This is a genomic window from Alteromonas sp. ABH4_457 (assembly GCF_056160625.1).
This window is the reverse complement of sequence record NZ_JBSWXN010000001.1, coordinates 541,575-566,450: the sequence shown is the minus strand read 5'-3', so window position 1 is coordinate 566,450 and position 24,876 is coordinate 541,575. Positions and strand designations below refer to the sequence as shown.

At 49.2% G+C, this 24,876-nt stretch carries 26 protein-coding genes; 10 read left to right on the top strand and 16 right to left on the bottom strand.

The genetic code is table 11. The features are described 5' to 3' along the window. Position 1: 1 nt before the first annotated feature. From ACXAGR_RS02360 to trmJ, 8 genes are all read right to left on the bottom strand, one after another. Positions 2-1,219 (bottom strand): aminotransferase class V-fold PLP-dependent enzyme, encoded by a 1,218-nt coding sequence (locus ACXAGR_RS02360; RefSeq protein WP_474847881.1) that lies wholly within the window; start codon positions 1,217-1,219, stop codon positions 2-4. Further along, entirely contained in the window at positions 1,216-2,475 is a 1,260-nt protein-coding gene (gene sufD, locus ACXAGR_RS02355; RefSeq protein ID WP_474847879.1) for a Fe-S cluster assembly protein SufD, read from the bottom strand. Before sufD ends, ACXAGR_RS02360 begins: the two co-directional genes overlap by 4 nt. Next, on the bottom strand, positions 2,472-3,233 hold the full coding sequence (sufC, locus tag ACXAGR_RS02350; protein ID WP_070125705.1) for a Fe-S cluster assembly ATPase SufC: 762 nt from the start codon (positions 3,231-3,233) through the stop codon (positions 2,472-2,474). Before sufC ends, sufD begins: the two co-directional genes overlap by 4 nt. 2 nt (positions 3,234-3,235) lie before the next feature. Beyond that, positions 3,236-4,672 (bottom strand): Fe-S cluster assembly protein SufB, encoded by a 1,437-nt coding sequence (gene sufB / locus ACXAGR_RS02345; RefSeq protein ID WP_303573030.1) that lies wholly within the window; start codon positions 4,670-4,672, stop codon positions 3,236-3,238. Between the two features lie 292 nt (positions 4,673-4,964). Further along, positions 4,965-6,131, bottom strand: coding sequence for an IscS subfamily cysteine desulfurase (locus ACXAGR_RS02340; protein ID WP_474847876.1), 1,167 nt, complete (start codon positions 6,129-6,131; stop codon positions 4,965-4,967). Next, a complete protein-coding gene (iscR, locus tag ACXAGR_RS02335) occupies positions 6,128-6,616 on the bottom strand; it encodes a Fe-S cluster assembly transcriptional regulator IscR (protein ID WP_119502022.1) in 489 nt (162 codons plus the stop codon). Before iscR ends, ACXAGR_RS02340 begins: the two co-directional genes overlap by 4 nt. A 102-nt stretch (positions 6,617-6,718) precedes the next feature. Beyond that, positions 6,719-7,540 carry a serine O-acetyltransferase gene (gene cysE, locus ACXAGR_RS02330; protein ID WP_474847874.1) on the bottom strand — a complete coding sequence of 274 codons (822 nt, stop codon included), beginning with the start codon at positions 7,538-7,540 and terminating at the stop codon, positions 6,719-6,721. 10 nt (positions 7,541-7,550) lie between these two features. Continuing rightward, on the bottom strand, positions 7,551-8,264 hold the full coding sequence (gene trmJ / locus ACXAGR_RS02325) for a tRNA (cytosine(32)/uridine(32)-2'-O)-methyltransferase TrmJ (RefSeq protein ID WP_474847872.1): 714 nt from the start codon (positions 8,262-8,264) through the stop codon (positions 7,551-7,553). A 206-nt stretch (positions 8,265-8,470) separates the two neighbouring features. Between trmJ and suhB the strand changes: the two genes are divergently transcribed. Next, on the top strand, positions 8,471-9,247 hold the full coding sequence (suhB, locus tag ACXAGR_RS02320; protein ID WP_474847870.1) for an inositol-1-monophosphatase: 777 nt from the start codon (positions 8,471-8,473) through the stop codon (positions 9,245-9,247). Positions 9,248-9,471: 224 nt separating this feature from the next. On the opposite strand, the gene secF is transcribed toward suhB, so the two are convergent. The 6 genes from secF to ACXAGR_RS02290 all read right to left on the bottom strand — a co-directional run bounded on the left by secF (position 9,472) and on the right by ACXAGR_RS02290 (position 15,485). Next, on the bottom strand, positions 9,472-10,413 hold the full coding sequence (gene secF / locus ACXAGR_RS02315; protein WP_119502026.1) for a protein translocase subunit SecF: 942 nt from the start codon (positions 10,411-10,413) through the stop codon (positions 9,472-9,474). A gap of 12 nt (positions 10,414-10,425) precedes the next feature. Continuing rightward, positions 10,426-12,270, bottom strand: a complete 1,845-nt coding sequence (gene secD, locus ACXAGR_RS02310; protein WP_119502027.1) for a protein translocase subunit SecD — start codon at positions 12,268-12,270, stop codon at positions 10,426-10,428. Positions 12,271-12,323: 53 nt separating this feature from the next. Continuing rightward, entirely contained in the window at positions 12,324-12,662 is a 339-nt protein-coding gene (gene yajC / locus ACXAGR_RS02305) for a preprotein translocase subunit YajC (RefSeq protein ID WP_119502028.1), read from the bottom strand. Positions 12,663-12,686: 24 nt separating this feature from the next. Further along, positions 12,687-13,799 carry a tRNA guanosine(34) transglycosylase Tgt gene (gene tgt, locus ACXAGR_RS02300; protein WP_119502029.1) on the bottom strand — a complete coding sequence of 371 codons (1,113 nt, stop codon included), beginning with the start codon at positions 13,797-13,799 and terminating at the stop codon, positions 12,687-12,689. 139 nt (positions 13,800-13,938) lie between these two features. Continuing rightward, positions 13,939-14,988, bottom strand: a complete 1,050-nt coding sequence (gene queA / locus ACXAGR_RS02295) for a tRNA preQ1(34) S-adenosylmethionine ribosyltransferase-isomerase QueA (RefSeq protein WP_474847868.1) — start codon at positions 14,986-14,988, stop codon at positions 13,939-13,941. 239 nt (positions 14,989-15,227) lie between these two features. After that, positions 15,228-15,485 carry a DUF6471 domain-containing protein gene (locus ACXAGR_RS02290; protein WP_119502031.1) on the bottom strand — a complete coding sequence of 86 codons (258 nt, stop codon included), beginning with the start codon at positions 15,483-15,485 and terminating at the stop codon, positions 15,228-15,230. Between the two features lie 185 nt (positions 15,486-15,670). On the opposite strand from ACXAGR_RS02290, the gene ACXAGR_RS02285 reads away from it, so the two are divergent. From ACXAGR_RS02285 to ACXAGR_RS02245, 9 genes are all read left to right on the top strand, one after another. Then, entirely contained in the window at positions 15,671-16,060 is a 390-nt protein-coding gene (locus ACXAGR_RS02285; protein WP_119502032.1) for a DUF2170 family protein, read from the top strand. A gap of 17 nt (positions 16,061-16,077) precedes the next feature. After that, positions 16,078-16,758 (top strand): PspA/IM30 family protein, encoded by a 681-nt coding sequence (locus tag ACXAGR_RS02280; RefSeq protein WP_474842640.1) that lies wholly within the window; start codon positions 16,078-16,080, stop codon positions 16,756-16,758. A 113-nt stretch (positions 16,759-16,871) separates the two neighbouring features. Beyond that, positions 16,872-17,924 (top strand): potassium channel family protein, encoded by a 1,053-nt coding sequence (locus tag ACXAGR_RS02275; RefSeq protein ID WP_474847866.1) that lies wholly within the window; start codon positions 16,872-16,874, stop codon positions 17,922-17,924. A gap of 3 nt (positions 17,925-17,927) precedes the next feature. Then, positions 17,928-18,584 carry a YjfK family protein gene (locus ACXAGR_RS02270; RefSeq protein WP_119502034.1) on the top strand — a complete coding sequence of 219 codons (657 nt, stop codon included), beginning with the start codon at positions 17,928-17,930 and terminating at the stop codon, positions 18,582-18,584. Between the two features lie 18 nt (positions 18,585-18,602). Beyond that, a complete protein-coding gene (locus ACXAGR_RS02265) occupies positions 18,603-19,019 on the top strand; it encodes a DUF350 domain-containing protein (protein WP_474847864.1) in 417 nt (138 codons plus the stop codon). 13 nt (positions 19,020-19,032) lie between these two features. Next, the gene (locus tag ACXAGR_RS02260; RefSeq protein ID WP_474842647.1) at positions 19,033-19,644 is read left to right on the top strand and encodes a DUF1190 family protein; all 612 of its coding nucleotides are present in this window, start codon (positions 19,033-19,035) and stop codon (positions 19,642-19,644) included. A 4-nt stretch (positions 19,645-19,648) separates the two neighbouring features. Next, complete coding sequence (locus ACXAGR_RS02255; protein ID WP_474847862.1) at positions 19,649-20,812, top strand: glutathionylspermidine synthase family protein; 1,164 nt, start codon at positions 19,649-19,651, stop codon at positions 20,810-20,812. 4 nt (positions 20,813-20,816) lie between these two features. Continuing rightward, the gene (locus tag ACXAGR_RS02250) at positions 20,817-21,356 is read left to right on the top strand and encodes a rhomboid family intramembrane serine protease (protein ID WP_474847860.1); all 540 of its coding nucleotides are present in this window, start codon (positions 20,817-20,819) and stop codon (positions 21,354-21,356) included. Between the two features lie 47 nt (positions 21,357-21,403). After that, a complete protein-coding gene (locus ACXAGR_RS02245; RefSeq protein WP_474848110.1) occupies positions 21,404-22,108 on the top strand; it encodes a VC0807 family protein in 705 nt (234 codons plus the stop codon). A 138-nt stretch (positions 22,109-22,246) separates the two neighbouring features. Here ACXAGR_RS02245 and ACXAGR_RS02240 read toward each other — a convergent pair whose 3' ends face one another. Beyond that, complete coding sequence (locus ACXAGR_RS02240) at positions 22,247-23,590, bottom strand: alkaline phosphatase (protein ID WP_474847858.1); 1,344 nt, start codon at positions 23,588-23,590, stop codon at positions 22,247-22,249. 119 nt (positions 23,591-23,709) lie between these two features. Further along, positions 23,710-24,669: a chemotaxis protein CheV gene (locus tag ACXAGR_RS02235; protein WP_474847856.1), complete on the bottom strand. Its 960-nt coding sequence runs from the start codon at positions 24,667-24,669 to the stop codon at positions 23,710-23,712. Between the last annotated feature and the right edge of the window lie 207 nt (positions 24,670-24,876).

Sequence of the window (24,876 nt, the reverse complement as noted above, 5' to 3'; positions counted from 1 at the left end):
ATCAAGCAAGCATCATATGAGCCTTGCGAAGCGCACTGAACAAAACGTCCACTTCATCAAGGCTGTTATAAATAGAAAATGACGCGCGGGCCGTGCCGGGAATATTAAACTTCTTCATCAACGGCTGCGCACAGTTATCACCGGTACGGATAGCAACGCCCTGCTGATCAAGAATGTAACCCACATCAGCCGGGTGAATGCCGTCAAGAATAAAGCTCATTACACCCATTTTAGCCGGTGCAGTACCAACAATTCGCATGCCTTCAAAGGCGTCAGCCTGCTCATGAGCACTGGCAAGCAATGCCTTTTCATGGGCCTGTACTGCATGGGTATCCAACGCTGAGAACCAGTTAACCGCAGCGGCGAGACCTACAGCACCGGCAATATTCGGCGTTCCGGCTTCAAGACGGTTAGGCAGTTCGCCCCAGGTCGCATCCTGATAAGTCACATCGGCAATCATTTCACCGCCGGTCAGCCATACGGGCCAGTCCTGCAATACGTTTGCCCGTCCCCACAGCACACCAGTGCCGGTAGGGCCAAATAGCTTGTGGCCGGAAAAGGCATAGAAGTCGCAGCCAATATCCTGCACATCAACACCGCCATGAGCAATGCCCTGAGCGCCGTCGACTAACACCAGTGCCCCATGCTCTTTCGCTTTCGCCGTGAGCAGTTTCACCGGATTCAGCGTACCCAACGCATTAGAGACATGGGGAAAAGCCACCAGGCGGGTATTGGTGTTCAGCAGCGCAGTAAAGGCGTCGGTATCCAGCTCACCGGAATCAAAGATGGGCGCAACTTTTAATGTGGCACCGGACACCTTACAGGCTTGCTGCCAGGTCACAAGGTTCGCGTGGTGTTCCATTTCAGTTACCACAACTTCATCACCGGCTTTCAGCAACTGACCCAGGCCTTTCGCAACCAGATTAATGGCTTCGGTAGTACCGGCTGTCCAGATCACTTCTTTACGGTCATTCGCGTTAATAAACGCGGCCACATCGTCACGGGCTTTTTCAAAGCGTCGCGTGGCTTCATCAGATAGCGCATGAGCACCACGGTGCACATTGGCATTCGTGGTGGTGTAGAAATCCATAATGGCATCCAGCACTGCCTGTGGCTTCTGTGTGGTTGCTGCATTATCCAGATAAACCAGCGGTTTGCCGTTCACCTTACGGCTGAGGATCGGAAATTGCGCCCTCAGGGCCTGCACGTCCAGACTCATTTTACCTCCATAGAGGCAAAACGTTCGCTGAGTTTGGGCAGCAGCCATTCAGCAATGGCTTCTTTCGGAATTTGGGTAACCAGTTCCTGAATAAAGCCGAAATTCAGCATGACCAGCGCCTTACTGCGGGGAATACCGCGGCTCAGCATGTAATACAGTGCCGTATCATCGATTTCTGCAACCGTAGCGCCGTGAGCACATTTCACGTCATCCGCATAAATTTCAAGCTCAGGCTTGGTATTAATCAGCGAGCGGCGTGAAAGTAACAGGTTACGGTTATTCAGTTCTGCCAGCGTTTTCTGGGCATCACGGTGTATATGGATACGACCGTTAAATACAGCGCGGGCACCGTCACCTACGATACCGCGGGCATTTTCTTCTGATGTACCATTCGGAACAGCATGCTCCAGGGTGGTATGCAGGTCGAACAGTTCACCTTCTGCCAGCAGATAAATGGCGTTCATTTTCGCATTAGCGTGCTCACCGGCATGCCAAACGTCGATATCAAGACGACTGAGTTCACTGCCGTAACCTACCAGTGTGCTGTTCAGGCTGGCTTCTTCACCGAGCTTAAAGTGACTGCCACCGATTTGCTTCGCTTTACCGGTAAACAGGGCAAAACGATAGTGTTCCAGCTGCGCATGATCTGCAATGCTGTATTCAGCAAATGCCGTCGTCAGGCTGTCAGCCGCGCCTTCACCGTGTTCAATAACTGTCAACTTAGCCGCTTCCCCCAAACGCACCAGTACGCGGGTATGGGCATCGCCTGGCTGAGTGCTGAGGTTCAAAACCCGCACAACCGGTTTGATTTTTGCCCCTGCAGAAACATCGATGAACACGCCTTGTTTAGACACGGCGTCATTTACCAGTCCGAAGGTGTGACGGGCAGGTTTAATCTTCGCAAAAATACTTTTGATAGCTGCCTGTTCGTCATCACCGGCTTTTTTCAGTGACTTGATTTTCAGGCCTTTAGGCAATGACAGTTCACTGATGTCAGTTACCAGCTTGCCGTCAGCGAATACCAGATCGATAGTATCCAGCTTATCAATCTGCGGCACAGCAGGTTCTTCTGTCACCTTCGCTTTAATTGCTTTACGTTTCTCAACGCTGGTCAGCGGGGTAAAACGCCATTGCTCGGCACGCTTACCCGGCCAGCCCTGCTCCTGCAGCGCTGCCAGTGACTTTTTACGTTGTGAAGAAAGGAAGTCAGAAACATCCTGAGCGTTGTCAATGACTTGTTCCAGCCATTGGCTCATGCTTCACTCTCCTCGTATTTTTTACCTAAGAAAGCGTAACCATTTTTCTCAACTTCCAGCGCCAGTGATGCATCGCCGCTCTTGACGATTTTGCCGTCGGCCAGAATGTGTACGAAGTCCGGTTTGATGTAGTCAAGCAGGCGCTGATAGTGGGTTACCACGATAAAGCTGCGCTTGTCGTTGCGCTGGCTGTTTACGCCGTCTGCGACAACCTGCAACGCGTCAACGTCCAGACCGGAGTCTGATTCGTCAAGAATACACAGCGACGGTTCAAGCAGAATCATTTGCATGATTTCGTTACGCTTTTTCTCACCACCGGAGAAGCCTTCGTTTACGCCACGCTTAAGGAAATCCAGCGGCAGTTGAACCTGCTTGCAGGCTTCTTTGGCTTTCTTGAGGAATTCTGCTGCAGTCAGTGGCTCTTCACCACGCTGTTCGCGCATCGCATTCACCGATTCCTTCATGAATTCCATGTTAGAAACACCCGGAATTTCTACCGGATACTGGAATGCCAGGAACAGACCTTCACGGGCACGCTCTTCTACGTCTAAATCCAGTAAGTCTTTACCGTTCAGTTCTACCGTACCGTCAGACACTTCGTAGCCGTCACGGCCAGACAGTACATAGCCCAGCGTGGATTTACCCGCACCGTTAGGGCCCATGATAGCGTGTACTTCACCCGGACCAATCTCCAGATCCAGACCTTTAATGATGGTCTTTTCTTCGACGCTGGCATGTAGATTAGAAATTTTTAGCATTATTACCCCACTGAACCTTCAAGACTAATTTCGAGCAGCTTGCCAGCTTCAACGGCAAATTCCATTGGTAGCTCTTTGAATACTTCTTTACAGAAACCGTTAACGATCATCGACACGGCTTTTTCCGCGTCCAGACCACGTTGCTGGCATAAGAATAACTGCTCATCGCTCACTTTCGACGTCGTCGCTTCGTGCTCTACGATGGCGGTAGGGTTTCTGCTTTCAATATACGGGAATGTGTGTGCACCGCACTGATCGCCGATTAACAGCGAGTCACATTCGGTAAAGTTACGGGCACCGTCTGCACGGGGGCCCATCTGCACCAGTCCGCGATACGCATTATTGCTCTTACCTGCGGAGATCCCTTTCGAGATAATGGTGGAGCGGGTATTTTTACCCAGGTGAATCATTTTCGTACCGGTATCGGCTTGCTGGCGTCCACGGGTCAGCGCTACTGAGTAGAATTCACCCACGCTGTTATCACCTTTAAGTACACAGGAAGGATACTTCCAGGTAACTGAAGAACCGGTTTCAACCTGAGTCCAGGAAATCTTGGCATTGGTGTGACAAATACCACGCTTAGTCACGAAGTTATAAATACCGCCTTTACCGTCTTCGTCACCCGGATACCAGTTCTGCACCGTTGAGTACTTAATTTGTGCGTCATCCATGGCGACCAGTTCAACCACTGCGGCGTGCAGTTGGTTCTCGTCGCGCTGAGGTGCAGTACAGCCTTCCAGATACGACACGTAACTGCCTTCTTCGGCAACTATCAGCGTACGCTCAAACTGACCGGTATTTTGTTCATTAATACGGAAATAGGTAGACAGTTCCATCGGGCAACGAACGCCTTTTGGAATAAATACGAATGAACCGTCGGTGAATACCGCACCATTCAGTGCAGCATAGAAGTTATCTGTACGCGGTACCACAGAGCCAAGATACTTCTTAATGAGCTCAGGATATTTGTGAACAGCTTCAGAAATCGGGCAAAAGATAACACCGGCTTCTTCCAGCTTTTCACGGAATGTAGTCACAACCGACACTGAATCGAATACCGCATCGACAGCGACGCCCGCCAGCATTTCCTGCTCGTGCAGAGGAATACCCAGTTTTTCGTAGGTACGCAGCAGTTCAGGATCCACCTCGTCTAACGACTTAGGTTTGTCCTTCATACTCTTCGGTGCGGAATAGTAAGAAATAGCCTGGAAGTCCACTTTAGGATACTCCACATGGGCCCACTCCGGTTCTTCCATTTGCAGCCATGCGTTGTAGGCTTTTAAACGCCATTCAAGCATCCACTCCGGCTCACCTTTCATTTCTGAAATGCGTCGGATAACGGATTCGTCCAGTCCACTTTCGAAGGTTTCCGATTCGATTTCAGAATAGAAACCGGCATCGTACTTACGCGATAGTGCCTGATCGATCTGTTCACTCATTATTGGATCTCACCTGTTTGCCTGAAATTGCGGGTCCATTTCATTACAAAGCCATGTCGGTCTTGCTTTGCATCACTGAAAACAAAACATTGTTTGTCAGCCGGACCAGCGCGATAAATCGGTTAAATTGTATAATACCTGAGTAATCCACTCAAGAATTGCTCCGGGCGCTATACGCTGACAGACCGCTGATGCCGCGCCGGAAAAAGCGTGCGCATCATGCCCGAAACAGGCCGTCAGTTCAATGTTTACACGGTTGTGATATGGTCAACCGCCCGGTCGTTTGTGCTTGCTACTGTGCGCTGCGAAGTGTGGTAACCACACTGCTTACCTTGCTGATCACGTATTCAATGTCAGCCTGTGTGGTATAACGTCCAACCGTAAAGCGGATCCCGCTGTGCGCCAGTTCCGCACTCATGCCCAGTGCAGCGAGTACATAAGACGGCTCAAGGCTGGCAGATGTACATGCAGAACCTGATGATACGGCAATATCATTCAGTGCCATCATTAAGCTTTCGCCATCTACGCCACCAAAGCTGACATTCAGATTTCCCGGCAAGCGCTGTTCTGCGTGACCATTAAGATAGACGTTGTCTAACTGGCTGATGCCCTGCCAGAGCTGGTCACGTAAACCACGTACCCGCTGACTTTCTTCAGCCATTCCGGCCTCAGCCAGGGCAAAGGCTTCACCCATTCCAACTATCTGGTGAACAGGCAGCGTGCCGGAACGCATGCCCCGCTCGTGGCCTCCGCCGTGAATTTGAGCAGAGATTTTCGCTTTAGGGCGACGACGCACATACAACGCGCCAATACCTTTCGGACCATAAATTTTGTGTGCTGACACTGACAACAAATCAATATCGAGTTCACTGAGATCCAGCGGCAGCTTTCCGGCAGATTGCGCAGCATCCACATGAAACAGAATGTCTCTTTCGCTACATAACTTACCGATGGCTGCAATATCCTGAATCACACCGATTTCATTGTTCGCATGCATCACGCTTACCAGAACAGTATCATCCCGCATAGCGCCGGCAATCTGTTCAGGGGTAATAAGACCATCGCTGTCCACAGCCAGTACCGTAACTTCAAAGCCTCTTTCAGCCAGTGCATCACAGGTATCCAGCACGGCTTTATGTTCAGTGTTAACGGTAATGATATGCTTACCCTTGCTAAAGTTAGCTTCAGCAGCACCTTTTATCGCCAGGTTGTTGGACTCAGTGGCTCCAGAGGTAAAAACAATTTCTCTGGGATCGCAATTGAACACATCGGCAATTTGATTACGGGCGATATCTACCGCTTCTTCAGCAATCCAGCCGTAGCGATACGTACGGGAGGCCGGATTTCCAAAGTTTCCGTCCATGGTTAAGCACGCCATCATTTTCTCTGCCACACGGGGATCGACCGGTGTGGTGGCGGCATAATCTAAATAAACGGGTTGTGTACGGGTTTGAGTCATGACAACTGAATGCTAACCTTGATGTCTTCCAGAGGTTTAATGATGGATGTTTGCTTATCCTGGCGCCCGGCCACTTCCTGCACTTCACGCTGAGACATCAGTTCACCCAACGTAATGGAATCCAGAAACACGCTGATACGGTCGCTCAGATCCTGCCAGAGGCTGTGCGTCAGGCAACGTTCACCGCCCTGACAATCAGCCTGTCCCTGACAGCGGGTAGCATCAACGGATTCATCTACGGCGCGGATGACTTCACCCACAGCAATTCGCATGGCATCGCGGCCCAGCAGATAACCGCCGCCCGGACCACGTACACTGTCTACCAGCTTCTCTTTACGAAGTCTGGAGAACAGTTGCTCTAAATATGATAATGAAATTTCCTGACGCTCGGAAATGTCAGCCAGCGGCACGGGACCGCGGGTTGAATGCAACGCAACATCCAGCATAGCTGTAACGGCGTAGCGCCCTTTTGACGTTAATTTCATGACTTTCTCCCAGCCTTTTTCAGGCGGGAATTGTTACATTCCCGACTAAAATGGTCAAGTATTTAACCTGGTAAATTAGTCAGGTATTATCTATCAGCCTAATCAGATTTTCGGGTCAAAATCGTCCTGTACTTCACCCTGCTGGGGCACCACAGGATCAATCCCCGTATCAGCGAAGTCTTCAGCTTTAATGGCATGCAGATTGTCAGTACACACATCACCGCCCATTGCGCGGATAACGCCGCAAAGTTCTTCCACCTTATTGTCCATCTGGTGAATATGCTCAAGCATAACGCCCATGGCATTGGCCACCGGGTCCGGATTGTCAGTAGAAACGGCGTAGGCATCGAACCCGTATTTCTCGGCAATCTGGTGGCGACGGGTAACTTGCGGATCATCTGATGCAGTTTTTTGGGTTTTAACGATGCGTCCGGGAATGCCCACCACCGTTGCTCCAGCCGGTGTATCCTTGACAACAACCGAGTTAGAGCCGATTTTTGCCCCTTCAGCAATCACGATGGGGCCAAGCACTTTCGCACCGGCACCGACGACCACGTTTTTCTCCAGGGTAGGATGACGTTTTCCGGCCTTCCAGCTTGTACCACCCAGCGTTACACCATGATACAAAGTGACGTCATCGCCAATAACCGCCGTTTCACCAATGACAACCCCCATGCCATGGTCGATGAATACTCGTCTGCCAAGTGTGGCGCCCGGGTGAATTTCGATACCCGTTAACCAGCGGCTGAAGGTAGACAACGTGCGCGCCAGCCATTTTAAGTCGTGTTTCCACAGTTTATGACTGATCCTGTGCAGCCAGATAGCATGCAGGCCGGGGTAATTGGTCAGTACTTCAAAGGTATTCCTTGCCGCAGGGTCACGGTGAAAGACGCCTTTTATATCTTCTTTTATTCGCGGAAACACGGTACAACCCTCACTTTACGGCTTTGTCGATGGACGACAAAATGCCGCGCAGAATGTTCAGTTCCTGACTTTCCGGACGGGCACGGTTGAACAGACGACGTAATTTGGTCATCACCATGCCCGGATGGTTCTTAACAATAAAGTTTGTACCGGTAAGGGTTTGTTCGAGGTGCTGGTAAAAACGTTCCAGATCTTCGTTTAATGGGTAGTCATTTTCAGTGGGCGGGAACGCATCTTTCTCCAGCCACGCCATGCGCACTTCATAGCATAATGTCTGTACTGCGGCGGCAAGATTCAGTGAACTGTATTCCGGATTGGCGGGAATGCACACATGGAAATGGCATTGCTGCAGCTCTTCATTCGTCAGACCGTTATTTTCACGGCCAAATACCAGTGCCACCGGATAATCCGGTACTTCTTCAATCAGTTTACGGCCGCAGCTGCGGGGTTCCAGCATTGGCCAGGAGTGAGTTCTTGAACGTGCAGAAGTCCCGACGACCAGTCCGCAGTCAGCAACCGCTGACTGAAGCGTGGCAACAGTTTTGGCATTTGCCAGCACATCACCGGCACCGGCAGCTAACGCACTGGCGTGGCCATCCGGCGCACTCACAGGATCAACCAGATACAGGTTACTCAGGCCCATGGTTTTCATCGCCCTTGCGGTTGAACCAATATTGCCTGTGTGGGATGTATTAACCAGTACTATCCGGATGTTGTCGAGCATGCGTGTTACCTTCACCTGTTTTGCGGGTGGCGGATAATAGCACAATAGCTTTCTGGATGGCTATTTACCCCGCCCTGCAGAGGCCGTTTTTTCGCCGCCGGCCATTGCATATTTTAGCGGCTCTGTTAAACTTCGCGCGCTTTCAACGTGTATGTTCAATTTCCGTACAACGTTTACTATGATCTTTTACAATTGGTGGTTTACTTATGCATCCTATGCTGAATATTGCGGTGCGCGCTGCGCGTGTTGCCGGAACAATCATTGTGCGCGGTTTTGAGAATCGTGCTGACCTGACGAAAGAAGTGAAAGGCGCCAATGACTACGTAACGCAAATCGACAAAGAAGCCGAAAAGGCAATTATTAACAAAATTCAGCAGTCTTACCCGGATCACAGCTTTCTGGGTGAAGAAAGTGGCGAAACCCACGGTAAGGATTCAGATTTTCAGTGGGTTATTGATCCACTGGACGGAACCACCAACTTTGTAAAAGGTATCCCCCATTTCTGTGTTTCCATAGCTCTTCTGCACAAAGGTCGTCTTGACCAGGCTGTTGTTTTTGATCCAGTCCGCAGTGAAATTTTCACCGCCAGCCGTGGTCAGGGCGCCCAGTTGAACGGCTACCGTATCCGTGTAACCAAACCCCGCGATCTCACTGAAACTGTACTGGCTACTGCCCTGCCGTTTAAAAACAAAGCACAATTTGGTGAGTATGCCCTCGGCCTGAACAAAATCTTCCACGAATGTGGCGATATCCGCCGCGCTGGCAGTGCAGCACTGGATCTGGCTTACGTTGCAGCCGGCCGTGTTGACGGTTACTGGGAACGTGGTATTAAAGCATGGGACATTGCAGCAGGTGAACTGCTGGTGCGTGAAGCAGGCGGCCTGGTAACTGATTTTAAAGGTAACAACGACCCGCTTTACAAGGGTGAAATCGTAGCCGGCAGCCCGAAAGTGGTTCAGGGCCTCGTAAAGCATCTGAAATAAGAAGCACCTGAATCAGGAAGCACACTTCCACGGAAGTTAAAATGCTTTCAAAGGCCAGCGCAAACCCGCTGGCCTTTTTTGTTATTGCTGCCCTGAAAAGATTCTGTAACTTTTAACGGCTGTTAACATTCCACCATATAAACCGTCATTAAATACCGGCAAACAGGTCATAAAAAAGGCCGCTGACAAAGCGACCTTCTTCAATATCGTACTCCCGTATTTGTTTACGGAAGCGGGTCCATATCGGCACCTTCTTTCTCTACCTGCGGCGGCATCAGGTCTTCTTTACTGATCCCCAGTGCCAGCGCAACAGAGCTGGCAATGTAGATTGAAGAGTACGTACCTACCGCAACACCAAACAGCAGCGCTGTTGCGAAACCGTGAATAAGCGCACCGCCTTTATAGAAAAGCGCAACCAGTACCAGCACCGTGGTCAGTGAAGTAATGATGGTACGATTCAAGGTTTGCGACAGAGAGATATTTACAATCTCTGTAGGCTCACCCTTACGAATCTTGCGGAAGTTTTCACGGATACGGTCGCACACAACGATGGTATCGTTCAGCGAGTAACCGATAACCGCCAGCACGGCGGCCAGTACAGTCAAATCAAATTCGATTTGCAATACAGAAAACAAACCCAGGGTAAGAATAACGTCGTGTACCAGCGCAGCCACAGAACCCAGCGCAAAGCGCCATTCGAACCGCATAGCAACGTACACAAGAATACACAGCAGTGCCACCAGCATGGCGAGACCGCCCTGCTCTGTCAGTTCATCACCCACCTGGGGGCCAACGAACTCAATACGACGCATGTCTACGGTTTCACCGTCAGCACGCAGTGCAGCAAGTACCTGGTCGCCAATGGCAGAGGCTTTTACACCATCCCGGGGCGCGATACGGATAAGCACATCCTGACTGCTACCGAAGTTTTGTACAACGGCATCAGCAAAATCTGCTCCGGCCAGCTCAGAACGGATCTTCTCAAGATCAGCGGATTCTTCATAACCCACTTCAATGAGTGTTCCGCCTGTGAAGTCCAGACCCCAGTTCAGACTATTCATGCCCAGCGACACCAGTGAGCCGAGGATAAGCACAGTTGACAGGATCATGGTTGCCACACGCAACCGCATAAAGTTAACCGTATGGTTCAAAGATAAAAATTGCATAGTAACGGTTCCTTATATCGGCAGCGAAGTGACGCGGCGGCCGCCCCAGATTGCATTGGTGATCACACGGGTTACCAGAATCGCGGTGAACATGGACGTCGCAATACCAATCATCAGCGTGATGGAGAAGCCTTTAATCGGACCTGTACCCACAGCAAACAGGATCATACCGGCAATAAAGGTAGTCACGTTTGCATCGAGGATGGTAGAAAACGCGCTGTCATAGCCCATGTGAATGGCTTGCTGAGGACTGCGTCCGTCACGCAGTTCTTCACGAATACGCTCGAAAATCAGTACGTTGGCGTCTACCGCCATACCAACGGTCAATACAATGCCCGCCATGCCCGGTAAGGTCAGGGTCGCGCCGGGGATCATAGACATCACACCGATGATGATCACCAGGTTGCTCACCAGAGCCACATTGGCAATCAGGCCAAACGCTTTGTAGTAAACAATCATGAAAATCAGAACCGCTGCCAGACCCCAAACGATGGCCTGCATACCCATTGCGATGTTTTCTGCACCCAGACTAGGACCAACAGTACGTTCTTCAACAATTTGAATGGGGGCAATCAGCGCTCCGGCACGCAGCAGTAAAGACAGGTCACGGGCTTCTTTCGGAGAATCCAGACCGGTAATACGGAAGCTGCTGCCCAACTGCGCACGAATCGTTGCGATACTGATCACTTCTTCATGCTTTTCGAAAATCAGTTTACCGGCGTCATTACGTTCACCGGTCGACTTATACTCGATGAAAACCGTCGCCATAGGCTTGCCGATATTGCTGCGGGTAGAACGGGACATCTTATTACCACCCTCGGAATCCAGCGAGATGTTTACCTGCGGGATACCGTATTCATCAACACCGCTGTTTGCGTCAGTGATGTGGTTACCGGTAAGCATGATGCGTTTTTCAAGCAACTGAGGACGGCCGCTCTGGTCGTTAATCAGTTGAGACCCGGCCGGCACACGGCCGTTAACAGCGTCAGCAACGTCGTGGTCTAAGTCCACCATGCGGAATTCCAGTGTTGCAGTGGCATTCAAAATTTCTTTTGCCCTTGCGGTATCCTGAATACCCGGTAACTGCACCACAATACGGTCGGCGCCCTGTTTCTGTACAACAGGTTCAGCAACACCTAACTGGTTTACACGGTTACGGATGATGGTAATGTTTTGTTTTACTGCGTTATCACGGATTTCAGATAATTTAGCCTCAGAGAAAGCGGCGCGTAATTTCATGCCTTCCACTTCTTCAAAGCTCAGGTCACGGTTCTGGTTGCGCAGGAAGAACTCTGCTTTTTCCAGCGTCTCCTGATCACGGAACGTGATATCCAGATAATCATCATGCTGAGACACGGTACGGTAGCGCAGACCTTCTTCACGCAGAGAGGTTCTGAAACCGTTTTCTGCATCTTCCAGAGATTTCTTAATAGCCTCGCTCATATCCACTTCCATCAGAAAGTGAACACCGCCACGCAAATCCAGACCCAGCTTCATGGGAGAACCACCAAGGTTTTCCAGCCACTCCGGCGTATCCGGCGCCAGGTTCATAGCGACGTAATAATCTGTACCCAGTTCTTTTTCCAGTAATTCACGGGCGCGAAGCTGAGCATCACTGCTGTTCAGGCGAACCAGAATTTGCTCGTTTTCGAATTCGGTTTTCTTAACACTGATATTGTTGGCTTTCAGTGCGTCCTGAACGCGGGTAACCAGTTGTTCATCAACTTTGGCATCGCGTCCGGCAGAAATCTGCACGGCGTTATCTTCACCGTAAATGTTGGGAAGTGCATATAATGCACAGAGGCCAATAATAAAAATGACCACCAGCACTTTCCAGATCGAGTTTTTATTTAACACAGGAACTTCCTTTTACCAGAGAGCCGGGAAAATCCCGGCTCTGGCAGCATAGCTTAAATCGATTTCATCGTGCCTTTTGGCAGCACTGCAGAAACAGAGGTTTTCTGGATGACGATATTGGTTTCATCGTTTAACGCAATTTCAATAAAGTCTTTTTCTTCAGATACCTTAGTGATGCGTCCTACCAGGCCACCCTGGGTGAGAATTTCATCCCCTTTGCCCAGTGAAGAGACCAGATTTTTGTGCTCTTTAACACGCTTGGCTTGCGGGCGGTAAAGCAGGAAGTAGAAGATAAGACCGAATACACCCAGCATAATGAGCATTTCGAAACCGCCACCCTGTGGTTGACCACCGGCGGATTGCGCGTAAGCGTTAGAAATAAACAAGCTCATAATTTCCTCATTTTTTAAATGTTGTTATAGTGCCGGAACCGGCAAACCTTTTTGTGCGTAAAATTCTTTTACGAATCCGTCTAAATCATCTGCGTCAATGGCATCACGCAAACCTTGCATGACACGCTGGTAATACCGCAGGTTGTGAATCGTATTCAGACGGGCGCCCAGGATCTCATTACATTTGTCCAGATGATGGAGATATGAGCGTGAATAGTTTTTACAAGTGTAACAATCGCAGTTTTCGTCCAGTGGTGACGTATCGTTGCGATGTTTGGCGTTGCGGATTTTTACCACACCTTCAGTGACAAACAGATGACCGTTGCGGGCGTTCCGTGTTGGCATTACGCAGTCAAACATATCAATGCCGCGACGAACGGATTCCACTAAATCTTCCGGTTTACCCACACCCATCAGATAACGGGGCTTGTCCTGCGGAATTTTAGGTGCCGTGTGTTCAATAATGCGGATCATGTCCTCTTTGGGCTCACCCACAGACAAACCGCCAATGGCGTAACCATCAAAGCCAATCTCTTCAAGGCCGGCCAGCGATACGTCACGAAGACCTTCATACATACCGCCCTGCACAATACCAAACAATGCCGACGGATTATCGCCGTGGGCTTCTTTACTGCGTTTGGCCCAGCGCAAAGAAAGCTCCATAGAGATCCGCGCTTCCTGTTCCGTTGCCGGATAAGGAGTACATTCATCAAAGATCATGACGATATCAGAGCCGAGATCCCGCTGCACTTCCATGGATTTTTCAGGTGTCAGCAAGATTTTTTCACCATTGATCGGTGAACGGAAGGTCACGCCTTCTTCGGTGATCTTGCGCAGGTCGCCAAGACTGAACACCTGAAAACCACCGGAGTCGGTAAGGATTGGCTTATCCCAGTGCATAAAATCGTGAAGATCACCGTGTTGCTTTATGATACCGGTGCCCGGACGCAACATCAGGTGGAAAGTATTGCCCAGGCAAATGTGCGCGCCGCTGTCCTTCAGCTCTTCAGGGGTCATCCCTTTTACAGTGCCATAGGTGCCTACAGGCATAAAAGCCGGTGTTTCTACCACGCCTCTGTCGAATACCAGACGGCCGCGTCTGGCTTTGCCATCGGTTTTAAGTAGTTCAAATTGCATTAAAAACTGTATCCCGAAATCACCAGCGGGCGATGCGCAGCTGGCGTAAATAAAAAATTTGGCGGCGATTATACCAGTTTCAGCGTACAGATCATGCTCTGCAGCGCGGTAACCCTGAAATTAAACGCAACCCTGCTGTTTATGCCGGCTGGCTTTGCGCTTTTTCAATGAACATGCTGTCGCCGTAACTGAAGAAACGGTATTCATTTGCAATGGCATCCTGATAGGCTTTCATGACATTTTCTCTGCCGGCAAATGCACTGATCAACATCATCAGTGTGGACTCCGGCAAGTGAAAGTTCGTAAACATGGCATCCACGACTTTAAAATTGAAACCCGGATAGATGAAAATATCAGTATCATCAAAGAAAGGCCGGATCAGGTCATCACCGGCGGCTTTTGCAGCCGACTCCAGTGAACGCACCGAAGTGGTACCCACGGCAATAACCCGTTTTCCTGCAGCTTTAGTGGTCACTACGGCGTCTGTCACATTCTGCGGCACTTCGGCATACTCCGAGTGCATAACGTGTTCCTGAATATTATCAACACGCACCGGCTGAAATGTGCCGGCCCCGACGTGCAGAGTAACAAACGCCAGATTCACACCTTTAGCCCGCAGGGCAGTCAGCATGTCGTCGTCAAAATGTAATCCGGCTGTCGGTGCAGCCACTGCGCCGGGCTTCTGATTATAAACAGTCTGGTAACGCTCTTTATCACTGCTTTCATCAGCACGGTCAATGTAAGGAGGCAGCGGCATATGGCCATATTGCTCAAGTTGAGAAAGTACTGAAGCCGCATCATCAAAATGAATGAGAAATAGCGCGCCTTCCCTGCCCGTTACGGTGACGTGCACCTTTTCTTCCAGCAACAACTGAGTACCGGGTTTGGGCGCCTTACTGGCACGCACGTGGGCCAGTACCTGATTATTATCTAAGATCCGCTCTACCAGCACTTCCACCTGGCCGCCGGAGGCTTTTTTACCTCTCAGCCGCGCAGGAATTACCCTGGTATTATTGAATACCAGCAAGTCACCTTCATCTACCAGAGACAGCATCTCAGCGAACTGCTGATGTCTAACTGAACCGGTATTCCCATCCAGGCACAGAAGACGGCTGGCACGACGTTTTTCTGTAGGATATTTGGCAATCAAATGCTCTGGCAGCTCGAAACTAAAATCAGATAACTTCATTTTTCACTTCAAAATCAGTAAATTAAAACTCGTAAATATACGCACGTATATTTTTAGATAACTATATATATACCGAAATACGCATAAACAATATACAGCGCGGACTTAAACGCTTAAGATACGTACAGATAGTGATGATGTTCTCCCAAACAGATCCTATTCTGACCCGGTAGCTTTACCGGGTTTTTTTTATCTGTTTCACAGGATTACCTTAATCCCCGGTTACCCTGGTGGACGTCTCAGTCATCATCCATATCGTTAAGAATGTCACCGACGGCCTGCATAGCAAGTGGCCGGGCATTTAACACCATCATGATCTGCAAAAACAAATCAGCCCCCATAATACCTTTATTCACTTTGTTTCGCAGGTTATCTGCACTCTGCTCCACCCCAATTTCGGCTAACCGGTCACTAAGTGCCTGATATTTAACACCTCTCACCGACATTTCTGACTTTACGAGCCTTGCCACTGCTTGCCGCCAATTATTTTTCGCCATCAGAAAACCACCATTTGTGAGTTATATTTTACAAAAACATACTTTTTTACACATAAAAGAGGTATTGATTATTGACTACTTTGCCCCAACCTGTCTACACTGAACCCCGTGAATGTTGTCGTGCACTTTAAAAGTCGTTTACAGTGTTGTCGACATTTTCGCTTCAATCGTAAAGGAGAGACGTTATGACGTGGGATCTGGAAAAGCTTGAATCCCTCTTGCAAGAACACGACGACTTTGTCATCACCCGTGAAGAAGGTTGCCTTCTCATTGCTAATCAGGATGGCATTGACGCCTGGCTGGCACTGAGTGGCGAGCAAATTCTGGTGGAAAGTCTGTTATTCCCGGCTTCCGATGTAAAAGACAAGCCGGCTTTGGATCACGAGATTCTGTCAACGCACATGGTATTTCCGCTGACGACAGTAGGTATTTCCACCATTGGTGGTGATGAATACTACACAGCTTTTGGCGCACTGAGTGCCCAGTCAAAGCCTGAAAGTATCGTGATCGAAGTTGAAACCTTGTTTCAAAACGTAGCGTCTTTCTTAGATGCTTACGAAACGCATTTAAAGTAACCCGACAGGAGAAGCGAATGTCTGTTTGGAAAAAATTAGTAACAGCTGTGAAAGGTGGTGCCACTGAAGCTGCCCAAGCCGTAGCCGACAGTCAGGCAATAAGAATTCTTGAGCAGGAGATCCGTGAGGCGAAGGAAGAGTTACGTAAATCTGATCATGCCCGCACGCAAATCCTCGCGAAATGCAAATTATCGCAACAGAAGGTAGACAGCTTCAGTGCTTCTATCGCTGAATACGAAGCCCATGCCCGCAAGGCGGTTGATACAGACCGTCAACTGGCACTGGATTGTGCACAAAAAGTGTCTGATTTGAAAGCTGAGCAGGAACAGGAACAGCAATACCTTGACCAGTTCAAACAATCCGAGAAGCAACTGGCTCAAAATATTCAGCAGGCCAAAGCAAACCTGCGCCGCCTGGAGCAACAGGTGGATATGGTAAAGGCCACAGAAAGCGTGCAAAAAGCGCAGGTGGCGGTATCTTCACGCCACATGGGTGCGAACAGTAAAATGAAGACTGCGACAGAATCTTTATCGCGGATTCAGGAAAAGCAAAAACTTCGCACCGCTGAGTTGCAAGCTGCCGAAGAGCTGGCGGCTGAAGAGTCCACCAGCGATCTGGAAAAACGTCTTTCTGAGGCGGGTATCAAAGGCGGAAAATCATCTGCAGATGATGAACTGAGCCGGATTCTGGGTAAGTAATTCACGTTAAGGGGGCTGACATGCCCCCTTAATTTTTGCGACTTGCACCGGAAATTGCTTTTACGTCATACTGCTTAGCTCAGAAATAATCATCAGGGACGCATCCATACACCATGGCTTCATGGACCCACATTCGTAAACTCATGCTGCGGTATTTTTCCGAATCCCGCTGGTACACCATTGTCACCATCACTTTTATCTACGGCTTACTTGCATGGTTGATGCTGTCTGCGGCCGGAGAAGAAGCGCTGACCAGCCATGCAGATTTTTTTTACTGGATGGCTGTTACCGCCTCAACTGTCGGTTATGGCGATCTGTCACCGGTCACACCGGCAGGTAAAATTATCGTATCGCTGTATGTAATTCCGGTGGGATTGAGTATTTTCGCGATGGTAGTGGGCCGCATTGCGGCATGGGTGAGCCATCACTGGCAAAGAGGACTGTTAGGAATGAAACCATTACATGTTGAAAATCACATTCTGGTTATCGGCTGGAATGAAAACAAAACTCTGCTGTTGCTGGATTTACTGCTTAAAGAGCGGGAAGCCCTGCCGGATAAGCCGGAAATCGTGCTGTGTGTAAAAGCAGATATTCACAACCCCATGCCGGACAAAATTGAATTTGTGAAAGTTGATTCATTTAACCGCGATGAAGATATGGACAAGGCCTGCGTCGCCACTGCCAGAACCATTCTCATGGACAATCCGCAGGATGACGTGACGTTAACCACAGCCCTTTATTGCACTAACCGGAATCCGGATGCCCACAAAGTCGCGTACTTTACTGACGATACGCTGGTTCCCCTGCTGCAGATGCATTGTCCGAAAGTTGAGTGTACACCGTCAGTGGCCGTTGAAATGCTGGCGAAAGCAGCTTTTGATCCCGGTTCCAGTATGCTGCATCACGATTTAATCAGCGTTGACGACGGTCAGGCACAATTTTCAACCCAGGTGCCGGCGGATATCCAGTCTATTGCAGTAGAGCATGTCTTTCATAATTTTAAACGTGAATATAACGCCATTCTTATTGGCTACGCCCCCGGCGGCGTGTATAAAAACATGGTTCTCAACCCTGATTTGTCACATACCATTTGTGGCGGTGACAAAGTGTTTTACATCGCCGGCAGCCGGTTGAACGATATTAACTGGCAGACATTAGGAGCGTAATCAATGTTTGGCAAATTGTTTGGCAGAAGTAAGAAAGACACAGAGAAAGCAAAACCCAAATCTCCTGAAATCATGGGATTATATCTGGGCGGTTCGTTTGAACTGGATGATCTGAAACTTAAGCTGCTGGAACCGCAACTTACCATCGAAGGCGCGGCCCGTTCCCAATTAATCCAGGCGGTGGGAGAAGCCCCGCTGGACAGTGGTGGTACTTTGCTGCGTTATTACACTGACGATGACGGCTTCCTGCAAATTGTTACTGATGGTGGTCTCACAGAAAACCATATTACCGACGTTAAGCTGTGGTACTTTTACGAGACTAAAACCATCGGCAATGAAGCCCAGTGGAAAGAAGCATTGAGTTCTGTGATTTCAAAGCCCGTTTACACACTGAACGGACACGATTATCACCGTGTATGGGACGCTGTCGGTGAAATATCACCGCCGGTTGCTGTTACTGAAACCACCTACGAAGAAGATGGTGATGTCAGTACAACTGACCAGTTTATGATGCTGTATGAACGTCCCCTTGATAACGGACGCACAGAGTCGCTGCTGGTAGCCGGTGAAGAAAAAATTGTAGGTCACAATGCAGACCGCTGTCTGGTGATAAGCACAGGGTTCGATATTGAGCCCGCCGACATTACTATTAACGGTTAATAAAAGGATACATACCTAATGGACACTATCATTCAATCATTAGCAGGGCTGGATAATTTCGCCTTGTACTTTGCTATCTCTGTCGCCTTTTTGTTTGTATTTAAAATCGTATACGCCATGGTCACCCCGCATGACGAATGGAAACTGGTCAAAGAGGAACAGAATGTAGCTGCGGCCACCGGTTTTGGCGGCGCGTTGATTGGCTTCGCTATCGCCCTTTCAGGTGCAGCTTCTAATGCTGTATCCATTGTGGATTTCGCGCTGTGGGGCGTGATTGCTGTCGTCGCCCAGTCATTTGCTTTTGCACTGCTGCGCTTTACCTTTATGCCGAAAATCGCAGAACGCATTAACAACAATGAAGTTTCCGCAGGGATCATGCTTGCTGCCATGTCAGTGGCAGTGGGTCTGCTGAACGCTGCTTGTATGACATACTGATTCGGAGACAGATATGACCCGAAAAAGAAGTCGTTACATAGATTTGCGCAAAATGCGCAAAGGGTTTGCACTAAAGCCTCTGGCCGTAGGGATTGCCGGTATAATGGCAACCGGTTGTGCAGACGACCGTCAGGATGCACAGATTTATACCTCGCTGGAAGATTGTAAAACGGATTATCCTGACGCGGCAGAACGCTGTGATGCAGCTTACCAGACTGCCCTCGATGAAGCGTCCCGTACCAGTCCCCGTTTTAATTCCGAATATGACTGCGAGTATGAATTCGGTCCGAATCAGTGCCGTGAAGTTAATAATTCAGGTGGCAGTTTCTTCATGCCGTTCATGGCAGGGTTTATGGTCAGCCAGTTACTCTCCCCCCGCCCTTACTATTCACAACCCATTTATACCTCTTATTCCCCGTATTCGCCGTTCCGCTCAAAATGGGTGACTGCAGATGGCTATGTGTTTGACGGTGACATCCGCAAGCGTAATTACAAAGTCAGTCCGTCTGTTTATAAACCCAAGCCCACCGTTACACGTACTGTCAGCCGCGGTGGTTTCGGCAGCTCTGTGAGAGCCAAATCAAGCTGGGGGAGCAGCAGCCGTTCCGGAAGCTGGGGCAGCTGATCCCGTGCTTCGTATTCCGCTCAGAGAGCGGCCTGACTGGAAGCAGCAGGCCGCTGAGTACGGCTTTCATTTTCACACCATGTACGGCGAGCCGTATTGGGATGAATCTGCTTATTATCAGTTTTCACTGAAACAAATTGAGCGGGATATAGAAGACCCTACCGCTGAATTGCATCAGATGTGTCTTGCAGCAGTAGATAAGGTCATCCGTGACGAAGAGTGGCTGGACCGCTTTCAGATCCCCGCCCTTCACCGTGAATTCATTCTCCGGTCCTGGCAGGACAACGCCCCCTCACTCTATTCCCGGCTGGATTTAGTCTATGACGGTAAAAGTCCGGCTAAGCTGCTGGAAAACAATGCAGACACGCCCACGTCCTTGTATGAATCCGGCTTCTGGCAATGGTTATGGCTTGAACAGCAGGTAGACCGGGGAAATTTACCCCGACACGCCGATCAGTTTAATTCCTTACAGGAAAAGTTAGTTCACCGGTTTGAAGAAATCGCGGCTTACTACCGCATCCGTAACATGCATTTCGCCTGTTGCAGGGATACGGAAGAAGACAGAGGTACCGTACAATATTTGCAGGATTGTGCTCAGGCAGCAGGTCTGCAATCAGAGTTTATATACATTGAAGACATAGGCCTTGCCGATACCGGCGCGTTTACTGATTTACAGGACAACAATGTTACTGAGTGCTTTAAGCTTTACCCCTGGGAATTCATGCTGCGGGAGAGTTTCGGCGACGCCTTGTCAGGTGCCGGTACAAACTGGATAGAACCGCCATGGAAAGCCATTTTGTCCAATAAGGCTCTGTTACCGCTTCTATGGGAAATGTTTCCGGGCCATCCCAATCTGTTGCCTGCCTATTTCCCCGACAATGCGCCGGGCCTGGAAACCGGCAAATGGATTCAAAAACCGCTGTTCTCAAGAGAAGGGGCAAATATCAGCCTGATTGAAAATGGTAAGCAAACCAAACTCTCCGACGGTCCGTATGGAGAGGAAGGCGTTGTGATCCAGGCGTTTACTGCCCTGCCCCGGTTTGCTGAAAATTACACACTGATCGGTAGCTGGCTGGTAGACGATATGCCTGCCGGTTTGTCTGTACGGGAAGACAGCAGTGAGATCACTCAGGATTTATCCCGTTATCTGCCACACATTATTGCGTAAACCTATGCCACAACTTAAAAAGCAGCTTCGCTTTCTTGCCATTATTGCCGGCGTACTCATTCTCATTGAAGCGCTGAACCTCCTCACCGGAAACAGCCTGAATCAATTTGGTATTATTCCGAGAGCACTGCCTTACCTGCCCTATATTTTTACTGCGCCGTTTTTACACGGCTCTGCCAGCCACCTGGTCACGAACCTCGTGCCACTGATGCTGTTTATGTGGTTAACAATGCAGTGGGGAAACCGCACATTCTGGCTGACCACCCTGACCATTCTTCTAACCGGCGGTCTCGGCGTTTGGATATTCGGCCGCTCAGCAATCCATATCGGTGCCAGTGGCATGGTGTATGGTTACTTTGGCTTTTTATTGCTGGCAGGCTTCATGAGCAGAAAAGTCCCTTACCTGGTGATTTCTGTGCTGGTTGCCATTATGTATGGCGGTATGTTGTTTGGCATTCTGCCAACAAAGGCGTTTATTTCTTTCGAGTATCATTTATTCGGATTTATTGGCGGTCTCATCGCAGCACGGGCTTGGGTGAAGTAATTGATTCCCGTATACTGGCCTTCAATCCGAAGTACAACGAAATAAATATGTCCGGCACCACAGAAACCAAAAATCAGCAAAACCAGGGCTTCTTCGGCAACCTTGCGTTCAATATTGTTATCCCTGTTTTAATCATGTCTTACGGCAGCGGAGACGAATACCTCGGGCCGGCCTGGAGCATCGTTGCAGCCCTCGCTTTTCCAATTGTTTACGGCATCTGGGATTTAAAGCAGTCCGGTAAAGTGAATGGTTTTTCCGTTCTCGGGATTGTCAGCGTTATCCTTACCGGCGGTATCAGTTTATTGAAACTGCCCGCCGAATATATTGCAATTAAAGAAGCCACCATTCCGGCGCTTATCGGTATTGCAGTTCTGGTGACTCAGTTTGGTAAAAAGCCACTGGTTAAAATGCTCATCCTGAACGACCAGATCATTAACTGGGAAAATTTAAACCGCGCGCTGGATGAGAAAGGAAAACAGGAAGAATTCAAACGTAAAATTGCTATCAGCTCTTACATTGTTGCCAGCTCCTTTTTTCTTTCCTCAGTATTAAATTATGTGCTGGCGAAAATGATTCTGGTCAGTGAACCCGGCACCACTGCCTACACCGAAGAACTGGGCCGGATGACGATGCTGAGCTATCCGGTTATCGTTATCCCGAGCATGATTTTGCTGGTGACTGCATTGTGGTATCTGTTTTCTCAGATTGGCAAAATTACCGGTGAAGACCTGGACAACTTTCTGAATCAGTAAATTTAAACAATGATAAAAAAATAGCCGCAATTTGCGGCTATTTTTTTGCCTTGCCGGGGTGGCAGGCGTGTTGCGCATAAGCCGATAAATGAATCAAAGCGTACTGTGAAAATTATCACAGTACGCCTGTCATTCAGCTCAGCGGTTGTTCAGGAAGCGGAAGAATTGCTTTGCAATGTCAGTGTTATCTAACTGACCGGCAAAAGCGTCTGCTCCGGCACCGAATGCAAAAACTTCCACATCGACACCAGTGTGGCCACCAGTGGTCCAGCCGGTATTCGTCTTCTTATCAAGGAATGCTTTCAACGCTGTTTCACGGGCCTCAAAGTCAGGCAGTGCCGCGATACTGTCTACCACTGCACTGTCATCGTCTTCAAAAGTGAATCCCAGTTGCGCTTCAGCATACGCAGCCGGAGAGGCTTCACTGACCATGTTGACAGCAATGGATGAAACAGAAGCCTTCATGTTACGCAGGTACTCAGGATGCCACTCGTAAATACCGTCTGCGCCAATTGTCAAACCGCCGGTACTGTGATCAGCGGTAAGCACAACCAGTGTATCAGGGTGTGTTTCTACATAATTTTGCAGATATTCCATGGTAACAGCCAGATCATCCATTTCCGCCATCGCAGAACCGATGTCATTGGCATGTCCTGCCCAGTCTACTTGACTCGCTTCTACCAGAAGGAAAAATCCTTCCGGATCCTCAAGATGCTTAATCGCATTTTTAGTCAGAAAAGACAGGCGGTGCGGGTTACTGTCATCCAGCGCAGCCGGCAATCCCACCGGTGCAAATAGTCCCAGCACGTCAGTGCCGGCAGGCAATGTAGCTAACTGGTCATAGTCATCAACATATTGATAGCCGTTATCTGCAAATAAAGCGGTGAGATCTCTGTCATCACGGGCGAAATAAGAAGTACCGCCCCCCAGCATGACATCGGCGACAAATCCGTCATTAATACGGTCGTCGAAAAAGCTGTCAGCGATGGCGTTGTAATTCTTACGGCTTTCATTGTGCGCCAGATAAGAAGCGGGCGTTGCATGATTGATTTGCGATGTGACCGCAACACCAGTGCGCAGACCGAGTTGCTTTGCTCTTTGCAGAACCGACTCAACAGGTTGCTTGTTGGCATCCACCCCAATGGCACCATTGTACGATTTAATGCCTGTGGCCAGCGCTGTAGCCGCAGCCGCAGAGTCGGTAACATAACCGGAAACCGGCGCCGGATGCGTAGAGGCGTTGCCGGTAAGCATGTGGTCAAACACGACATCTTCGATGTCAGGTGTTTCAGGGTTATCAGCAAAGTTGCGGTAAGCCGTGGTGTAAGCCGGCCCCATGCCGTCGGCCACTACCATGATGATATTTCGGGGCTGTTGCTGTGCTGATGAATTCTGTGCCGCATGACCGGCATTATCGAGTTGCGCGCAGCCTTGCGCCAGGGTGAGCCCTACCAGAGAGCACACGCTTATTTTTTTTAGCATCGTCGTATCCACAGGAAAAAAAACTGTGGCTAAGTGTAAATCACATCAGGACAAGCGCCAAACCCAAAGCCGTGAGTCATCAAAAATTCACGAAAGGCTGTAATTTCATCGATTTAACGCTAAGCCGTTGACTGACTGGTCAGGAGTTCGCGCATGCGTTGCTGCGCCACGTCAACTAACATATCCGGCTGAAATTTAGAGATAAACCGGTTGCAACCAACCTTTTCCACCATGGCCTCATTAAAGCTGCCACTTAAGGACGTATTCAGGGCAACAAATAAATCACTCATTCGCTCATCACCGCGCACTTCTGCAGTTAAGCGGTATCCGTCCATTTCCGGCATCTCAGCATCAGTAAACATTAATAAGATAAGGTCGGACGGCCGCTTCCCTTCATCAGCCCATGATTTGAGTAAGGCCAGGGCTTCTGCACCATTGTGACATTCAAGGCAGGACAATCCTATCTGGGCAAGGGTATCTTTGATTTGTTTACGTGCAGTAGCGGAATCATCCACAATCAGCACCTGACGGCCGTGCATAGCACTGACAACCTGCTCATCAAGCACGCCGTCAGAGATAGAAATGTCGTAATCGATGATCTCAGCCAGCACTTTTTCTACATCAATGATTTCTACCAGTTCGTTCTTGCCGTCAATTTCAATCTGACTGATGGCAGTAAGGTAATTTGATTTACCGATAGTCAGCGGCGGCGGCTGAATATTTTGCCAGGATGTATTAACGATGCTTAATACATCACCAATCAGAAATCCCTGAACGGAGCGGTTATATTCTGTGATGATGACGTTATTAGCGTAATTCGTATCGCCACTATTTTTCATACGAATGGCGCTGCGCAGATCAATGACAGGAATCGGATTCCCTCTGTAAAGTGTCACACCACACAAGTTGCCGTGAGATCCCGGCATAGCATTCATCTTCGGAACACCGATGACTTCTTTAACCTTAAAAACGTTAATGGCAAACGCATGACGGGTCCCCAACCTGAACATCAGTAGTTCGAGACGGTTCTCCCCCACCAGATTAGTCCGTTGATCGACGGTACTAAGAATACTGCTCATACTCCCCCCGAATTATTTTAATTAGAGTAATGATAGGGGGAAAATAAAGATAATGCTTTAAGCAATTAGACTCAAAAAATGAAACCAACGCCGTAACCTTTCTGGAAACCCAACAATATTCATTCACAGATATTATGACGGGAATGACAATTATATATTTACGTTATTCGAATTGCGGCACTAGGATGAATGTGAGCTAACGAGAGC

Coding starts and splice junctions, on each gene's coding strand:
- ACXAGR_RS02245 (WP_474848110.1), top strand. CDS start 21,404: ATGTCCGGCACCACAGAAACCAAAAATCAGCAAAACCAGGGCTTCTTC.
- iscR (WP_119502022.1), bottom strand. CDS start 6,616: ATGAAATTAACGTCAAAAGGGCGCTACGCCGTTACAGCTATGCTGGAT.
- ACXAGR_RS02265 (WP_474847864.1), top strand. CDS start 18,603: ATGGACACTATCATTCAATCATTAGCAGGGCTGGATAATTTCGCCTTG.
- ACXAGR_RS02260 (WP_474842647.1), top strand. CDS start 19,033: ATGACCCGAAAAAGAAGTCGTTACATAGATTTGCGCAAAATGCGCAAA.
- ACXAGR_RS02235 (WP_474847856.1), bottom strand. CDS start 24,669: ATGAGCAGTATTCTTAGTACCGTCGATCAACGGACTAATCTGGTGGGG.
- ACXAGR_RS02285 (WP_119502032.1), top strand. CDS start 15,671: ATGACGTGGGATCTGGAAAAGCTTGAATCCCTCTTGCAAGAACACGAC.
- sufC (WP_070125705.1), bottom strand. CDS start 3,233: ATGCTAAAAATTTCTAATCTACATGCCAGCGTCGAAGAAAAGACCATC.
- tgt (WP_119502029.1), bottom strand. CDS start 13,799: ATGCAATTTGAACTACTTAAAACCGATGGCAAAGCCAGACGCGGCCGT.
- sufB (WP_303573030.1), bottom strand. CDS start 4,672: ATGAGTGAACAGATCGATCAGGCACTATCGCGTAAGTACGATGCCGGT.
- ACXAGR_RS02275 (WP_474847866.1), top strand. CDS start 16,872: ATGGCTTCATGGACCCACATTCGTAAACTCATGCTGCGGTATTTTTCC.
- ACXAGR_RS02360 (WP_474847881.1), bottom strand. CDS start 1,219: ATGAGTCTGGACGTGCAGGCCCTGAGGGCGCAATTTCCGATCCTCAGC.
- suhB (WP_474847870.1), top strand. CDS start 8,471: ATGCATCCTATGCTGAATATTGCGGTGCGCGCTGCGCGTGTTGCCGGA.
- ACXAGR_RS02250 (WP_474847860.1), top strand. CDS start 20,817: ATGCCACAACTTAAAAAGCAGCTTCGCTTTCTTGCCATTATTGCCGGC.
- ACXAGR_RS02280 (WP_474842640.1), top strand. CDS start 16,078: ATGTCTGTTTGGAAAAAATTAGTAACAGCTGTGAAAGGTGGTGCCACT.
- ACXAGR_RS02240 (WP_474847858.1), bottom strand. CDS start 23,590: ATGCTAAAAAAAATAAGCGTGTGCTCTCTGGTAGGGCTCACCCTGGCG.
- trmJ (WP_474847872.1), bottom strand. CDS start 8,264: ATGCTCGACAACATCCGGATAGTACTGGTTAATACATCCCACACAGGC.
- ACXAGR_RS02270 (WP_119502034.1), top strand. CDS start 17,928: ATGTTTGGCAAATTGTTTGGCAGAAGTAAGAAAGACACAGAGAAAGCA.
- ACXAGR_RS02290 (WP_119502031.1), bottom strand. CDS start 15,485: ATGGCGAAAAATAATTGGCGGCAAGCAGTGGCAAGGCTCGTAAAGTCA.
- secF (WP_119502026.1), bottom strand. CDS start 10,413: ATGCAATTTTTATCTTTGAACCATACGGTTAACTTTATGCGGTTGCGT.
- queA (WP_474847868.1), bottom strand. CDS start 14,988: ATGAAGTTATCTGATTTTAGTTTCGAGCTGCCAGAGCATTTGATTGCC.
- sufD (WP_474847879.1), bottom strand. CDS start 2,475: ATGAGCCAATGGCTGGAACAAGTCATTGACAACGCTCAGGATGTTTCT.
- yajC (WP_119502028.1), bottom strand. CDS start 12,662: ATGAGCTTGTTTATTTCTAACGCTTACGCGCAATCCGCCGGTGGTCAA.
- ACXAGR_RS02340 (WP_474847876.1), bottom strand. CDS start 6,131: ATGACTCAAACCCGTACACAACCCGTTTATTTAGATTATGCCGCCACC.